The organism is Sediminibacterium sp., assembly GCF_030695065.1.
Taxonomy (GTDB): Bacteria; Bacteroidota; Bacteroidia; order Chitinophagales; family Chitinophagaceae; genus Sediminibacterium.
Genome location: NZ_JAUYTR010000009.1, coordinates 1 through 16,339, shown reverse-complemented (window position 1 = coordinate 16,339; position 16,339 = coordinate 1). Strand labels below are relative to the sequence as shown.

The following is a 16,339-nucleotide window of genomic DNA, read 5'->3' as shown; positions in this document are numbered from 1 at the left end:
TCTATTTATAGATTAAAAATTTCCCCCTGCTTTGCTATATTAAACCCTGCTTTAAATATCATTTTTGTTTCTGTACTTTTTTCGTCTAGTAGTGGGTTTGTGTGATTAAAATGGATGAAATGAATTTTTTTCCGCTCTGATTCCTTTAATGAGTTGAACCTTTGCATACTCTCTGTTACCAATGGATGGGGTATTTCACTTATTGGTCTATTATTTATTTCTGTTGCATCAAAAAAAGTGGCGTCAATTAAGGCATAATCAACTTTACCAATCAAAGCATTAATATCTTGATTCCATTTATCCCATTTATCTATATCAGGGATAAAGAGTAATTTTTTTCTTGGACCGCTAATTAGGTATCCCACTGTTTCTGAATATTCATCTCTATGTGGAACTATAATTGGCGTAACCGATAGCGAATCGCTTAAAAATATGGGCTTGTTATTAGTTTGCTCCTTTAGTAAAATATTTTGTTGACTAACCAATTGACTCCATGGCCCATTTTGTTCAAGAAAACTTTTCATTTTAGGCATTGCATACACGGGTAGGTTTTTGGCATTGAGTGCCTCTTTACCAAGAAACATGAGTCCTGTGTAATGCCCTATATGTGCATGTGTTAGAAAAATGCCATTGGGCAAATCGGTTAATGATTTGCTGTTGTTTTTTAATTGACGTAATTGAGCGCTTATATTAGGCGTAGCTTCAAACAAATAACTGGTTTTGGTATCAGCATCAAATAATCCCAACGAAACAACCTGCCTTGAATGATCTGGTTTGATAAATAGGTTTTTGCAACAGTCTTTGGTGCATCCAATTTGTGGGGAGCCCGCATCTTGAATGGTTCCTAAAACGATAATGCTTGGTTGAGCTTGTGTAAAATACGTTGAAAAAATAATGGGTAGGAGCAAACATATTCTCATAGGATAAAGGTATGAGAATAGGGTGGTTGTCTTACGTAGGAATTTAATCGGAAACTATTGGTATTACTAATATAATATTGGATTAGCTAATATTTTAAATCAAAGCCCAATAGAATTCACTATTCGACTTTGATTATTAATTGTTAACCCTTTCGTAAGGCTTTTATTGATTTGGATACCCAGACAATTGATATTACTATAAGAAAATATGCATTATTGTTTTTATGTATAATTATATCCAAAAAAAGGATGATAAATGATAAAATTGAAAGTATCAACTCTATTAAAATGAATCTATTTTTATAATAAATATTTAAAAAACCTACAATAATAAATAGAGTTAATGGTAAGACTAACGTGTATATTTTCATTTTTTAATCAATTAAAAGTACAATACGTGTCAACACATAAGGCTGCACAAATCCAATAAATTACGGGGCCTGTTGTAGTGCAAACTAACAAACATGCTGTATAAGCTACCCAGCGACAGTCAGCTCCAATTTCTTCTGGATTAGTACTAAGCGCAGTTGCTGAGTTGTAATTAATAATTTCATTTCCATCAATTACAGAAGTTGGAATATTATTAACATATGCAATTTGCTTTGAGGTTTCACAACTTTCACAACTTTTACTTGCATTTCTTAAATAATAGTCAACCTCTGGATACTTTGAAGTTAAAAGTAATTTTATTTCTTCCATTTTATTTATTAGTAAATCGAACTCTTCATTGGAAATACCAGACTCTGTTTTTAATTCTGCAATATTCCCATTTTCTAAAGAATTTATTATTGTCTTTTTCTTTATTCCATTTTGTAAAATTCTTTTTGCAATTTGATTTCTTGTTTCTATCAATATTTTCAAATCAGATTTTAAATCTTTTGGTGAGTTTGATAGAATTTTGGTGTAGTTATCTAGTTTGCTAAATAGATCATCCTTTTTTTGATCATCTTTTTTGCACGATGCGATAAATAATACCGATAGCAAAAGGAGGTTTCTTAGATAAATCATATTAATGTTTTGATATTTGAACTTACCTTCAGATTTTGTGCTGTGTCAGAATTTCCACTTTTGGAATTATTCTATTTGTGTTGTCATTTACCTAAAATATTCGCTCTCTTGGCTTGGTAATGTTTCAATAAAATATATCCGGTAAAAGACAAACCTAAAATTCCTTTTCCTTAGAAATCAAGGAACTTCACCAATTGGACATTTTTTTTGTGAGTCTATTCATTTTTTTTATGAAGCAATAATTAACTAAATAGAATGATACTTTTTTGCTATAATTAAATAAGAAAATGATGCTGTTTTTTTAATATTATTCACGATTGCCCGAAGCTAGGACATAAAATTTGCTTTGCTGATCCGCCCCGCTTTGCATTACCCAAGAAACTTCGCACCGCGTGAACGGATTGCCTTCGGCAATGCACTTGGATTAGCTTCTCTGGAGTGGCTTAGCCAAAGGCAAGTAACCTGAACGAGCGTTTAGCTACAATTAATGGTACTCTGTGCTATAGGTTGTGATGTGGTTAATGCAGAAAAAAAACTCCTAATTTTTTAAATTTTAGGAATTATTATGAATATTCAATTGGATAATCTCCAATTAACTCCTAATTTAGTAGAAATTAGGAGTTTTTATGAAAAAGCCAGAAAAAGTGCCTATTGTGTCCAAGAATTTCGATTATGCTGGATTTCTTGAGAGTTTGAGTGGAGATCAGTTCAGGCTTTTATTTGAACTCAATGATACAAAATACTATTACTATGATAAATGGAAGTATTTGGCAGCAGATTGGGGTATAAGCCCTCAGAAGCTTTGGTCTGGTGTTAAAACAGCGCGAATTGGGCAGAAATCATTAAATATATCACCAGCCTTAGGCTTTAATTTCAAAATAAATATCCCTGCAGTTGTACAAGCGCATTTGCACTCATTTGATTTGAACTTAGGAGGCAATCTCCAAAGTGATACTGTGATTCCTTCAGAAGACAAAGATCGCTATTTGATTAGTTCACTGATGGAAGAAGCAATTGCTTCTAGCCAGTTAGAAGGCGCTGCAACTACCCGAAAAGTAGCTAAAGAAATGTTGGAGAACAACCGAAAGCCTCGTAACCAATCTGAACAAATGATTTTGAATAATTACGAGGTGATGAAGTGGATTGTAGCAAATAAAGAGGAGCCTTTTACGATTGAAAGAATTAAAACACTTCAAGCGATTATTACAAAAGATACTATTCATGAAGATGAACCTGGGGCATTTAGAACCACTGATGATATCAATGTTATAGATGTTCAAACAGGAACAATATTATATACACCTCCTGTAGCAAAGCAATTAGATGATCTTATGCATGCCCTATGCCAATTTACAAATGATGAATTGAAATTTTCTTTTTTTCTTCATCCGATTGCCAGAGGTATCATTTGTCATTTCTTGATGGGGTATATTCACCCATTCCCAGACGGAAATGGAAGAACAGCTAGGGCCCTTTTTTATTGGTACTTGTTAAAAAATGGGTATTGGTTAATAGAGTACATGTCTGTTTCGCGAATCATTTTGAATTCCAAAGCTCAATATGCCAAGGCATATTTACATACGGAACAAGATGACAATGATTTAACTTATTTTATTATCTACAATCTTAAATGTATTGACAAAGCCTTGGTTGAACTACGGCATTACATTAAGAGAAAAACAGCAGAAAAACAAAATGCAATAACCCTGCTCAGGCACACAAGTTTTAATGAACGTCAGGTTATTATTTTGCAGGAACTTATGGTAGACTCAACATTGATTTTCACAGTACAGCAAGTACAAAATAAGTTTGGTGTTAGTAATCAAACAGCAAGAAATGATTTAAATGATCTTGCGGAACAAGGCATATTTGAAGAACGGAGATCAGGACACAGGATACAATTTTTGCCGAAACCAGACTTTATGAAAAAGATTATGAAGAAATAGGCGAGAAGGTAAATTGTAGGTTCTTTTCTAAGTTGGATTGCCTTCGGCCATCCGCCAGGCGTGAACGGATTGCCTGCGGCCATCCGCCAGGCGTGAACGGATTGCCTTCGGCCATCCTTCCCGCTTTGCTTTACCCAAACGCCTCTCGTTGCCTGCGGCAACTAGGCTGTTTTATTTTAGTCTCTTAGGCGAATGAATTCGCCACGTTCCTAAAACAAAACAGCCACTCGCTTCGCGAGTGGCGTTTGTTGCCCGACCTGGATTCGAACCAAGACATACTGAACCAAAATCAGTTGTACTACCCTTATACTATCAGGCAATCCGACCCATTCTTTTGGAATGGGCTGCAAAAATAAGACTAGGAGTCAATTGTTCCAAATTTTTTAATTCAAAAAAGCCGTTTTTCTTTCAAAAATCAATTGTTTTTTACACACCTGACTCCCTGTCTTTCAATTCTTTAATCTTATCTAAAGCCCCTGCTACTACATCGCACATGATGGTATAAAGTGCCCCTGGTTTGTAATTGGCGTAAATATGTTCCAATGCCAAATTTTCATTCGCTATAACAGTTTGAGGGATATTTGGGTTCACTGAATTCACCCCTTCCTGTAATAAAGCAATGATTTCTTCTGCGGTTCTACCTCTTAAATTTTTGTCGCAACGAATAATAATTTCGTCAAAATAAGCGGCGGATATGCTCCCTAATTCACGAATATCCTCATCCCTTCTATCGCCTGTTCCACTGATGACTCCTACTTTATAGGGGTAGTCTAATTGCTCCACAAACTGGCAAAGTAATTTTAATCCATGTGGGTTATGCGCAAAATCTGCCAAGAAAGTGAAATGCTTAAAATGGAAAAAATTCAATCGACCTGGTGTAGTAATGCTGCTAGAAATAAAAGTTTGTAATCCTGTTCTGATGTCTTCAATGGTAATGCTCTTAAATAAATAAGTTGCCATTACACTGGGCAGGCAGTTGGCAATATTGTGCACCGCTTTTCCCTCAAAAGTTACTGGGATGTCTTTTACATGGCATACCCTTATTTTCCAAGTTCCTTTTAAAATGCTGATGTATCCATTCTCGTATACTGTTGCTAATCCACCTTTTTTACAATGTTCTTGTATGCGTGGATTGTTCTCGTCCATACTAAACAATGCCACATTGCATTTAAGGTCTTTCTTCATGGCATAAACCAAATCGTCTTCCGCATTCAACACCGCATAACCATGTGGATATACCGTTTCTGGTACCACTGCTTTAACACGGGCCATTTGTTCTACGCTGTTGATGCCACCCAAACCAATATGATCACTGGCTACATTGGTTACGATGCCTACATCACAATGTTCAAATGCCAATCCGTTTTTTAGTATACCGCCTCGGGCACATTCCAACACGGCAAAATCTACAGTGGGATCTTTTAAAACAAACTGTGCCGAAATGGGGCCGGTACAATCCCCCTTCATTAATAACTGATTTTGTATGTAAACCCCATCACTAGTAGTATAGCCTACTTTTTTACCTGCTGTTTTAGAAATATGCGCAGTTAATCGAGTAGTAGTGGTTTTACCATTGGTACCCGTAATGGCAATAATGGGAATTCTGCCATTGCTTCTATCGGGGAACAGCATATCTATTACTGGCTCAGCTACATTTCGGCCCAAACCTTCCGTAGGGTCTATATGCATTCTAAAGCCAGGCGCTGCGTTCACTTCTAAAATGGCGCCTCCATTAGATGAAACAGGTGTTTTTAAATCTTGCGCCATAATATCAATGCCACAAATATCTAATCCAATGATTTTTGCAATGCGTTCGCACATGACAATATTCTCTGGATGTACTTCATCAGTAACATCAGTGGAAGTACCTCCAGTAGATAAATTGGCAGTTGTTTTTAGTAATACCAATTCACCTGTAGGCGGAATTGTTTCAAGGGTATATCCTTTTTCATCCAGCATTTTCATGGTGCTGTCGTCTACGGTAATTTGAGTCAATACTTTCTCATGTCCATAGCCTCTGCGAGGATCTTTATTGGTTTCATCTATTAACCACTGAATAGTATGAATGCCATCTCCAACAACAGATGCCGGTGTTCTTAGTGCTGCACAAATGAATTTATAATTGATCACTAAAATTCTAAAGTCGAATCCGGTAATAAATTTTTCTACAATCACCGAGCGGCCATATAGCTTGGCACTTTCAAATGCTTTCTCAGCTTGATCCCAAGTAGTAATATTGGTAGTATTACCTTTGCCATGATTGCCATCAATTGGTTTAATTACCAATGGGTATCCAAATTTTTCAACAGCTTCTTCTAAACCTGCAATGGTTCTAACAACAGTTCCTCTTGGAACAGGAATTTCAGCAGCCCCTAATAGATTTTTGGTTTCTTCTTTGTCACAAGCAATATCAACTGCAATATTTCCAGTAGTAGAAGCAATCGTTGCACGAATTCTTTTTTGATTTACACCATAACCTAATTGTACTAAACTATGTTTATTTAATCTTAGATGTGGTATGCCTCTTTTGGCCGCTTCTTCTACAATACAACCTGTTGAAGGTCCTAAGCGAGTATCTTCTCTGATTTCTCTTAATTGTTGTATGTCTTCTGTTAAATCATAAGGGGTTCCATCCGTTAATGCTTCAGCAATTTTAACAGCAGCTTTGGCAGCATATACTCCCGCATCTTCTTCTAAATAACTAATGACAACAAAATATTTGCCCGGCTCTCCTGTACCTCTGGTTCTTCCAAAACCTGTATTCATGCCTGCCAATGTTTGCAATTCTAGTGCTATATGCTCAATTACATGGCCCATCCAAGTTCCTTCCGCTACACGTTTAAAGAATCCTCCTGGCTCGCCTACGCTGCAGCGATGCGCATACATGCTTGGGAATAAAGCAGCTAATCGATCTCCAAACCCTTCAATAGTATTGGTGGGTCTTTGTTCCATTTCTTGCAAATCCAATTTCATTTGAATCAGCTTAGTTCTGCGAATGCTCCAATAATTGGGCCCTCTTAGTATTTTTAATTCCTCTATTTTCATATACCATTATTTGGGGAACATTGAATATATTGAATTTTTGTATATGCTGGGGGAAATCAAAACGCTTATTTTTGTTGAACGATAATAGTAAAGCATGCAAATTCCAAAAGGTAAATTAATCGCCATCGGTGGCGCAGAAGATAAAGGGTCAGATTTAGAGAAAGGGGCAATTTTCAGAAACAATCTTAATTTTTTTGAATTAGGCATATTAAGAAGAATTGTAGCAGAAGCTGGGGGATCAGACGCCAATATAGAGGTAGTCACTACGGCTTCTACCATTCCTTACGAAGTCGGCGAAAATTACTTGGATGCTTTTGGTAAAATTGGATGTACCAATGTGCATATCATTCACATTAGAAATAGGGAAGATGCTCAAAAGCCAGAATACATAGAACGCATTCAACAATGCAATTGTGTGATGTTTAGTGGGGGCAATCAATTGAGATTAACGACCATTTTTGGCGGGACTCGGTTTTTAGACATTATTCAGGAAAGATATTTGAAAGAAAATTTTGTAATAGCAGGTACTTCCGCGGGTGCTATGGCTATGAGTAGTACCATGATTTATGAAGGTAATGCCACTCGTGCGCATTTAAAAGGGGAAGTGAAAATCACGACCGGATTGGGTTTTATGGATGGGGTAATTTTTGATTCACATTTTGAAAAAAGAGGTCGATTTGCAAGATTGGCTCAAGCAGTGTCTGCTAATCCTTCCTGTATCGGTATTGGATTGGGTGAAGACACAGGGATGCTAATTACCCAAGGAAACAATATGGAAGCGATTGGAAGTGGTCCAGTGATTATAGTGGATGGCCATGATGTTAAACACAGCAACTTAGCCGATATTCCTGAGGGTAATCCGTTGAGTATAGAAAATTTACATGTTCATTTTTGTGCAAAAGGGAATGGGTTTAAAGTAAAAGAAAGAACTTTTGTAGAATTGATGGGAGAACATACCACTCCTGTAATGACTGATATTTATTAGTAGGTTCCGCACAGTTCAATTAAATTGTACAAAATTATCACCATGAAAAAATGGATTACTTTATCGCTGTTTATTACTTCAATTATATTAATGGGATTCACATTGAATAAAAAGAAGAAAGTCATTTTTTTTGGAGATTCCATAACTCAAATGGGAGCAGGTAACGGCGGGTATATTCGTTTAATGGAAGACTTAATTAAAGCAGAAAATAAATCCGAAGAATTTGAATTGGTGGGTGCTGGAATCAGCGGTAATAAAGTGACAGATTTATACCTTCGTTTAGAAAAAGATGTATTGAGTAAGCATCCAGATATTGTAGTGATTTATGTTGGGATTAACGATATTTGGCATAAGCGCTTAGCAGGTACAGGAACGGATTATGTAAAATTTGGCGAGTTCTATAATGTGATTGTAAAAAAACTTCAAGCTGCAAATATTAAAGTAATGATATGTACTCCATCTGTAATAGGGGAAAGAAAGGATAATTCAAATGAGCAAGATGGGGAATTAAATATGTACAGTAATTGGTTGCGCTACTATGCTAAAACGAATGAATTGCCTTGTGTAGATTTAAGAACCGATTTTCAAAACTATCTAATAGCAAACAACCCTTCCAATGAAGAGAAAGGGTTGTTGACTTCAGACCGTGTGCATTTAAATGCTAAGGGCAATCAGTTTGTTGCAGCGTCTATGTGGAAAATACTAAAAGACCTTAAATAACTTTTAATAAGAAATAGTTTTTCTTTCCTTTTTGCACTAAAATATATTTGTCTTGTAATAAGTCTTGGGCAGTTACCTTTGTTTTGTCTGCAGTCAATTTTTCTTTATTAATGGCTACACCTCCAGCTGCTAACAATTTTTTTGCTTCACCTTTGCTCGGAGTTATTCCTGCGTCTGCCAATAAATTAATCAAATCGTAACCTTCGTTTATTTGAGCACGGGATATTTCTGCAGTAGGAACCCCTTCCATTACTTGCAATAATTGTTTTTCATTCAATGAAGTCAATAATTCAGTAGAAGCATTTCCAAATAAAATGTCTGACGCTTTTACTGCAAATTCATAATCTTCTTTGCTATGCACAAAACAAGTAATTTCTTCTGCTAGTTTTTTCTGTAATGCTCTTGCATGCGGTGCAGTTGTATGCTCTGCAATTAATTGGTCTATTTGTTCTTTAGGCAATAGCGTAAAAATTTTAATCCATTTGGTGGCGTCTTCATCACTGGCATTTAACCAGAATTGATAAAACTGATAAGGCGATGTTTTCTCTGGATCCAACCAAACATTTCCTCTTTCTGTTTTCCCGAACTTGCCACCATCAGCTTTTGTAAGCAATGGACAGGTAAAGGCAAATGCTTCTCCGCCTGCCTTTCTTCTGATAATTTCTGTGCCGGTTACAATATTTCCCCATTGGTCACTTCCACCCATTTGCAACTTGCAATTTTTGTTTTGGTACAGCCAGTAGAAATCATAACCCTGAATTAATTGGTAGGTAAACTCCGTAAAACTCATTCCGGTATTCCCATCCAATCTTTTTCTCACACTGTCTTTACTCATCATGTAGTTCACTGTAATATGCTTGCCTACATCTCTAATAAAGTGTAAAAAACTAAAATCTTTAAACCAGTCATAGTTGTTAACCATTTCGGCCTTATTAGGAGCTTCTCCGGTAAAGTCTAAGAATTTACTCAATTGTTTTTTGATGCCCGCTAAATTGTGTTGTAAAGTTTCTTCACTCAATAAGTTTCGCTCTTCACTTTTAAAGCTAGGGTCTCCAATCATGCCTGTTGCTCCACCTACTAATGCGTATGGCTTGTGCCCTGCTTTTTGTAAATGAACCAATAATAAAATGGGAACCAGGCTTCCAATATGTAAACTGTCTGATGTGGGGTCGAAGCCAATATAGCCAGACACCATTTCTTTATTTAATAATTCCTCTGTGCCTGGCATGATATCTTGGAGCATTCCCCTCCAACGTAATTCCTCAACTAAATTCATTGCATTCAAATTTGAGTCGCAAATGTACAAAAGATACCCGCATGGAATCAATGCCTTAAATTTGTTGGGTAAAATGGTATTTATGTTAAAAGTTGGCGACGGTACACGTGCATTGAATTTTTTTATTGACACTATTTTGTTGACCATTTTAGCAATGCTATTATTCAGGTGGTATAATTTTTATGTTGTTTATTGGCGCTATACCCCTTTACATTTTGGATGGTTCTTTTTTCCAACTATGTTTGGGTATTACAGTTTTTTTGAATTGATTTTTGCAAAAACACCTGGGAAATGGTTCACTCATTCTAGGGTAGTTGCAAAAAATGGAAAGAGAGCTGCTTGGTTTATGATTTTACTAAGAAGTATGATAAGGCTTACCATTGTTGACCTTTTTTTTGGTCCCTTTTTAGGGGGTCCCTTGCACGATTTTGCCAGTTCAACAACCGTTGTTCAAGATCCAACTCATTAATTGATTTCGCAAATCGCAACAACTACGCTGGCCATTTGTAGTATTTTTGTATTTCATTTTTGAAAGGAACATTATGGCTAAAATTGGCATTAATATAGCAACAGGTAGTTTACAACAGGCAGAAGTTATAGTGGGAATAGATTTAGGCACTACCAATAGTTTAGTGGCAATCATCCACCCAGAAAGTAAGCAGCCTGTGGCTTTGAGAGAATTTAATAGTAGTAGCTTGGTTCCTAGTGTGGTGCATTTTGATGCTTTGGGTAATGCTGAAGTAGGTGAACAAGCTAAATTGTATTTAGAGTCTGATCCATCCAATACCATTTTCAGCGCCAAACGATTGATGGGCAAAAGTTATAAAGATGTAAAGGAGAATGCAGGATTTTTCACTTACAAAGTAATTGACGACGATACCGATAGTTTAGTGAAAGTGCAGATAGGAGATCGGTTTTATTCACCTATCGAACTCAGTTCTTTTATATTGAAAGAATTAAAATCAAGGGCCGAACATATTTTGAAAACACCTGTGACAAAAGCGGTGATAACTGTTCCAGCCTATTTTAATGATGCGCAAAGGCAAGCAACCAGAGATGCTGGTAAGTTGGCAGGATTGGATGTGCTCCGAATTGTAAACGAGCCTACTGCTGCCAGTTTAGCATATGGTTTGGGGTTAAACAAAGACGAAGAAAAAACCATTGCTGTATACGATTTAGGTGGAGGCACATTTGATGTATCTATTTTAAAAATTACTAATGGAATTTTTGAAGTTCTTAGTACAAATGGAGACACTTATTTAGGTGGTGACGATTTTGATAGAGCCATTATGGAGTTTTGGTTGAATCAAATTGGGGTTCCTTTTAATGCAGTGCAAAATGATAAGGCTGTTTTGCAATCGCTCCGTTTATTAGCGGAAGAAGCTAAAAAAACCTTGAGTAATGCAGATGAATTTAAATCAGATTGGAGTGGATACACTGTTGCAATAACTAAAGCAGAACTAGAACAATGCTTGCTTCCTTTAGTTATAAAAACCATTGATTGTTGTCGTAAAGCCTTAGCTGATGCAGGTTTGCAGGTTACGGATATTGACGCTGTAATTATGGTTGGGGGTAGCACACGTGTTCCCTTAGTAAAAGAAAAAGTGAGTATTTATTTTAATAGACCCGTGAATGATTCTGTAAATCCTGATGAAGTAGTGGCTATTGGAGCTGCAGTTCAGGCGGATATTTTAGCGGGGAATAATAAAGACTTTTTATTATTAGATATTACACCGCTTAGTTTAGGTATTGAGACCATGGGAGGATTGATGGACGTATTGATTCCAAGGAATGCTAAAATTCCTAACAGAGCGGCCAGACAATATACTACACAAGTAGATGGCCAAGGATCGATGCGTATTTCGGTTTTTCAGGGGGAGCGAGATTTGGTTCAACACAATCGGAAATTGGCGGAACTTAATTTTAAAGGGATTCCTGGCATGCCTGCGGGTATGCCCAAGGTTGAAGTGAGCTTTTTAATTAATGCAGACGGAATTTTGTCGGTTACAGCAAAAGAGTTGAGAAGTGGGGTAGAGCAAAGCATTGAAGTGAAGCCTCAGTATGGATTAACAGATGCCGAAGTAGAGCAAATGCTGATGGATAGTATTACCCATGCCAAAGACGATATGCTTACGCGTGCATTGGTTGAAGCCAGAACAGAAGCGGAACAAATTTTATCGGTAACTGAAAAGTTTATTGCAAAGAATGCTTTATTGCTGACCAAAGAAGAAATGATAACTACAGCGGCTGCGATGCAGAATTTACAGATGGCGTTAACTATGAACGATAAAAATTTGATTCAGACCAAAATAGAAGAATTGAACGAAATCAGCAGACCATTTGCAGAGAGAGCCATGGATCAGGCAGTTAGTGGGGCATTAAAAGGAAAACAGATTTAAAAATAGCTTATTTAAGTAATCATATGTTTACTGGAATTATAGAACAATTGGGGGTATTAGAGTCTGTTACACAAAATGGCTCCAATATTACTTATACTATTAGTGCACCAATGGCTCCCGAATTAAAAGTAGACCAGAGTTTGGCTCATGATGGGGTTTGCTTAACAGTGGAACAAATCAATGGCAATCAATACCAGGTTACTGCTATTGAAGAAACCATTCGCAAGACCAACTTGTCTGAATGGGGCATTGGTAAAAAAATCAATCTGGAAAGATGTATGCAAATGAATGGCCGTTTAGATGGTCATATTGTTCAAGGACATGTAGACTGCACTGCCGTTTGTATTGCAGCTGTAATTTTAGCGGGTAGTTGGGAATACCGATTCGAATTTGATCCTGCATTTGCTGCTTTAATCATAGAAAAAGGTTCTGTAGCAGTAAATGGAACTAGCCTAACTTGTTTTAATGTGAGTGAGTCTGCTTTCACGGTGGCAATAATCCCCTATACCTATGCAAATACTGGTATTCACCAGGTTAAAATAGGGCATAGGGTTAATATTGAGTTTGATATATTGGGTAAATATGTGCAAAGAACAATTGCACTAAAAAATGCATAATTATTTTGTCAATTAATTTAGGCTGCTTATCTTCGCCGCCTAAAAATAACCTGAGGAGGTATATAAGCTATGTTAATTATCGATTCTAAAGACTGCGAAAACATCGACAAGGCACTTAAAAAGTACAAGAAGAAATTCGAGAAAAGTAAGACTTTGTTACAGTTGAGAGAGCGTCAAGCATTTACCAAACCGTCTGTTGTACGTCGTGGTCAAGTGTTGAAAGCTATCTACAAGCAGCAGATCGCCAGCGGAAAGATTGAGGGATAATTTTTTCCCATTCATCATACGATTAAGTAGTCTAGATTCGTTGTAGTCTTGACTACTTTTTTTATGCCCATATACCAATACCCTCCATTGCAAGAATTTTTAAACCATCTTAGGTTTGAAAGAAGGTATTCTGAGCATACCATCATAGCCTATCAAAACGATCTTGAGCAGTTTGCGCAATTTTTAATTAGCCAGTTTGATGCCCCATCTTTAAGTGCAGTAACGGCAACTTTTATTCGATCTTGGTTAGCTGAACTTAAAGAAGACAAGATTAGTTCTAGGACGATTAATAGAAAAATATCTTCTCTTAAATCTTTTTTTAAATACTGTCTAAAAACGGATGCCATCAAGCAAAGCCCGATGGGGTCGATTGTTTCGCCTAGAACCAGCAAGCGTTTGCCGGTGTATGTAGAAAAAAAAGACATGGAACAATTATTTGCCTATTTGCCTTTTTCGGATGATTGGAAGGGTAAAACTGAGCGTTTGGTGCTTTTACTCTTTTACAGTACCGGTATGCGTTTGAGTGAATTGATTCATTTGAAACAATCTCAAATTGATCCTGCTAATGGTCAGTTAAAAGTGCTGGGTAAGGGAAATAAAGAACGAATTCTGCCTATTGCTTCTCCATTAATGGAACAATTAGTTGCCTATAAAAATGAACGGCCTGTTGAATGGGTGTCTGTACCACAATTTTTTATTACTGAAAAAGGGATGCCTTTACAGCCAAGATCTGTCTATGGTTTTGTGAATGCTCGATTAAAGGAAATCACTACCATTGAAAAGAAAAGTCCACATGTATTGCGCCATAGTTTTGCCACTCATTTAATGAATAATGGGGCAGATATTAACGCTGTTAAAGAATTATTAGGTCATAGTAGTTTGGCCGCCACGCAGGTTTATACGCATAATTCTATTGAACAATTAAAGGCAGTGTATAAAAAAGCCCATCCTAAAGCATAGACTGTTAAATCGGGGCAAAAAAAGCAGTTAATTGTTGTTTTTTCTCCTAAATATTATTAACTTAATGGTCTTGTTGAAGTAGTTGATATTTCTTTAACAAGTAGTTCTTTTTAATTAATTGTTTCACCGATTAAATGTTTAACACCATGAACGTTAACATTCAAACAGTCCACTTTGATGCAGATGAAAAACTAGTTGAGTTCGTAAACAAAAAATTGGCCAAGTTGCCTACGTTTCACGACAAGATTCTTAAAGTGGATGTTTTCTTGAAACTGGATAATGTGGTTCACAACATCAAAGACAAAGTAGCGGAAATTAAAGTGCATGTTCCCAAACATGAATTCTTTACAAAAGCTTCTTCTAAGTCCTTTGAAGAGTCCTTTGAAAGTGCCCTAGAAGCACTGATTAATCAAATTAAACGCAAAAAAGAAAAATTAGCCGCCTAATCAAAGGCTCCCAATGGGAGCCTTTTTTATTTGGAACCCTTGTAAACGCTGTATTTTAGGCGTTTTTTTTTATTGTTGATAAATTCTCATCAATTTCATTGAAAAAAATCATTTCAAAATTTTGCCAAATAAAGAATTCCATTACCTTTGCCATCCCAAAAAATAGGGAAGTTCTTTGTTTGCCGAAGTAGCTCAGTTGGTAGAGCAGCTGATTTGTAATCAGAAGGTCCCGAGTTCGATTCTTGGTGCCGGCACCAGAGATTTCGGGATGCCGCGGCGGAAGTCAATTCGATTCGCGGCAAATATGTTTGACAGGAAAGCGCAACACCGGCATAATTAGCGGTTACGTTCGGAGGGGTTCCCGAGCGGTCAAAGGGATCAGACTGTAAATCTGACGGCTCTGCCTTCGAAGGTTCGAATCCTTCCCCCTCCACCAGATTTTAGTGGTAGTAGATTATTGAAGACGGGTTGGACGCTCGTCTTGGTGCTCTTGGCATTATGTCCATTGTTTCGGAACGCGGGTGTAGCTCAATGGTAGAGCAGAAGTTTTCCAAACTTACGACGAGGGTTCGATTCCCTTCACCCGCTCCAGTAAGTGTTAGTGGCACAGGTTTGACGCCCATGTAGCTCAGGGGTAGAGCACACCCTTGGTAAGGGTGAGGTCATCGGTTCAATTCCGATCATGGGCTCCATAAATTTTGTTCTGGATTAGTTGCTTAAAGGAAGTCATCATGGCAAAAAGCAAATTTGAGCGGACCAAGCCGCACGTAAACGTGGGTACGATTGGTCACGTGGATCACGGCAAGACGACGCTGACGGCGGCGATCACCACGATCCTGTCGAAGAAGTTTGGCGGCGAAGCCAAAGGCTACGACCAGATCGACAGCGCACCGGAAGAAAAGGCGCGCGGCATCACCATCAACACCGCGCACGTCGAATACGAAACAGCGAATCGTCACTACGCCCACGTTGACTGCCCGGGCCATGCCGACTACGTCAAGAACATGATTACCGGAGCCGCCCAGATGGACGGCGCCATCCTCGTCGTGTCCGCCGCCGACGGCCCGATGCCGCAGACCCGCGAGCACATCCTGCTGGCCCGTCAGGTAGGCGTACCGTACATCATCGTCTACATGAACAAAGCCGACATGGTGGACGACCCCGAACTGCTCGAACTGGTCGAAATGGAAGTGCGCGAACTGCTTTCCAAATACGACTTCCCCGGCGACGACACCCCGATCATCATCGGCTCCGCCCTCAAAGCGCTGGAAGGCGACCAGAGCGACATCGGCGAGCCCTCCATCCTCAAGCTGGCCGACGCCCTCGACAGCTACATTCCCCAGCCCGAGCGCGCCATTGACGGCGCCTTCCTGATGCCGGTGGAAGACGTATTCTCCATCTCCGGACGCGGCACCGTCGTCACCGGACGTATCGAGCGCGGCATCGTCAAGGTCGGCGAAGAAGTCGAAATCATCGGCATCAAGCCCACCATCAAGACCACCTGCACCGGCGTAGAAATGTTCCGCAAACTGCTGGATCAAGGCCAGGCCGGAGACAACGTCGGCGTACTGCTGCGCGGCACCAAGCGTGAAGACGTCGAGCGCGGCCAAGTGCTGGCCAAGCCCGGCTCCATCACCCCGCACACCAAATTCACCGCCGAGATCTACGTCCTGAGCAAAGACGAAGGGGGTCGTCACACCCCGTTCTTCCAGGGCTACCGTCCGCAGTTCTACTTCCGCACCACCGACGT

General features: G+C 38.5%; 14 protein-coding genes and 5 tRNA genes. 14 read left to right on the top strand and 5 right to left on the bottom strand.

Annotated elements, in window-relative coordinates:
* Positions 1-5: 5 nt before the first annotated feature.
* Positions 6-920 carry an MBL fold metallo-hydrolase gene (locus Q8S25_RS02265; RefSeq protein ID WP_305534455.1) on the bottom strand — a complete coding sequence of 305 codons (915 nt, stop codon included), beginning with the start codon at positions 918-920 and terminating at the stop codon, positions 6-8.
* 378 nt (positions 921-1,298) lie between these two features.
* Positions 1,299-1,928 carry a hypothetical protein gene (locus Q8S25_RS02260; protein ID WP_305534453.1) on the bottom strand — a complete coding sequence of 210 codons (630 nt, stop codon included), beginning with the start codon at positions 1,926-1,928 and terminating at the stop codon, positions 1,299-1,301.
* A gap of 626 nt (positions 1,929-2,554) precedes the next feature.
* On the opposite strand from Q8S25_RS02260, the gene Q8S25_RS02255 reads away from it, so the two are divergent.
* A complete protein-coding gene (locus Q8S25_RS02255) occupies positions 2,555-3,874 on the top strand; it encodes a Fic family protein (RefSeq protein ID WP_305534451.1) in 1,320 nt (439 codons plus the stop codon).
* A gap of 248 nt (positions 3,875-4,122) precedes the next feature.
* Here Q8S25_RS02255 and Q8S25_RS02250 read toward each other — a convergent pair.
* Together Q8S25_RS02250 and cphA are read right to left on the bottom strand one after the other, a co-directional pair.
* Positions 4,123-4,193, bottom strand: a tRNA-Gln gene (locus Q8S25_RS02250).
* Between the two features lie 107 nt (positions 4,194-4,300).
* A complete protein-coding gene (gene cphA, locus Q8S25_RS02245) occupies positions 4,301-6,919 on the bottom strand; it encodes a cyanophycin synthetase (protein WP_305534449.1) in 2,619 nt (872 codons plus the stop codon).
* 94 nt (positions 6,920-7,013) lie between these two features.
* Between cphA and Q8S25_RS02240 the strand changes: the two genes are divergently transcribed.
* Together Q8S25_RS02240 and Q8S25_RS02235 are read left to right on the top strand one after the other, a co-directional pair.
* Complete coding sequence (locus Q8S25_RS02240; RefSeq protein WP_305534447.1) at positions 7,014-7,904, top strand: cyanophycinase; 891 nt, start codon at positions 7,014-7,016, stop codon at positions 7,902-7,904.
* Positions 7,905-7,946: 42 nt separating this feature from the next.
* Complete coding sequence (locus Q8S25_RS02235; protein WP_305534445.1) at positions 7,947-8,624, top strand: GDSL-type esterase/lipase family protein; 678 nt, start codon at positions 7,947-7,949, stop codon at positions 8,622-8,624.
* Here the strand turns inward: Q8S25_RS02235 and tyrS are convergent.
* Complete coding sequence (tyrS, locus tag Q8S25_RS02230; protein ID WP_305267279.1) at positions 8,617-9,900, bottom strand: tyrosine--tRNA ligase; 1,284 nt, start codon at positions 9,898-9,900, stop codon at positions 8,617-8,619. The two genes, Q8S25_RS02235 and tyrS, sit on opposite strands and share 8 nt — an antisense overlap.
* A 22-nt stretch (positions 9,901-9,922) precedes the next feature.
* Between tyrS and Q8S25_RS02225 the strand changes: the two genes are divergently transcribed.
* From Q8S25_RS02225 to tuf, 11 genes are all read left to right on the top strand, one after another.
* A complete protein-coding gene (locus Q8S25_RS02225) occupies positions 9,923-10,369 on the top strand; it encodes an RDD family protein (protein ID WP_305534443.1) in 447 nt (148 codons plus the stop codon).
* 73 nt (positions 10,370-10,442) lie between these two features.
* Positions 10,443-12,299, top strand: a complete 1,857-nt coding sequence (gene hscA / locus Q8S25_RS02220) for a Fe-S protein assembly chaperone HscA (RefSeq protein ID WP_305534441.1) — start codon at positions 10,443-10,445, stop codon at positions 12,297-12,299.
* 23 nt (positions 12,300-12,322) lie between these two features.
* On the top strand, positions 12,323-12,916 hold the full coding sequence (locus Q8S25_RS02215) for a riboflavin synthase (protein ID WP_305534439.1): 594 nt from the start codon (positions 12,323-12,325) through the stop codon (positions 12,914-12,916).
* A 69-nt stretch (positions 12,917-12,985) separates the two neighbouring features.
* Entirely contained in the window at positions 12,986-13,183 is a 198-nt protein-coding gene (gene rpsU, locus Q8S25_RS02210) for a 30S ribosomal protein S21 (protein WP_026752269.1), read from the top strand.
* Between the two features lie 63 nt (positions 13,184-13,246).
* Complete coding sequence (locus tag Q8S25_RS02205; RefSeq protein WP_295186122.1) at positions 13,247-14,143, top strand: tyrosine-type recombinase/integrase; 897 nt, start codon at positions 13,247-13,249, stop codon at positions 14,141-14,143.
* A 146-nt stretch (positions 14,144-14,289) separates the two neighbouring features.
* Complete coding sequence (hpf, locus tag Q8S25_RS02200) at positions 14,290-14,589, top strand: ribosome hibernation-promoting factor, HPF/YfiA family (RefSeq protein ID WP_295186120.1); 300 nt, start codon at positions 14,290-14,292, stop codon at positions 14,587-14,589.
* A gap of 181 nt (positions 14,590-14,770) precedes the next feature.
* Positions 14,771-14,846 (top strand) — tRNA-Thr (locus tag Q8S25_RS02195).
* Between the two features lie 94 nt (positions 14,847-14,940).
* Positions 14,941-15,025, top strand: a tRNA-Tyr gene (locus Q8S25_RS02190).
* An 81-nt stretch (positions 15,026-15,106) separates the two neighbouring features.
* Positions 15,107-15,180, top strand: a tRNA-Gly gene (locus Q8S25_RS02185).
* Between the two features lie 26 nt (positions 15,181-15,206).
* Positions 15,207-15,281 (top strand) — tRNA-Thr (locus tag Q8S25_RS02180).
* Between the two features lie 39 nt (positions 15,282-15,320).
* The coding region (gene tuf / locus Q8S25_RS02175) for an elongation factor Tu (RefSeq protein ID WP_305534436.1) at positions 15,321-16,339 on the top strand (1,019 nt) is incomplete at its 3' end.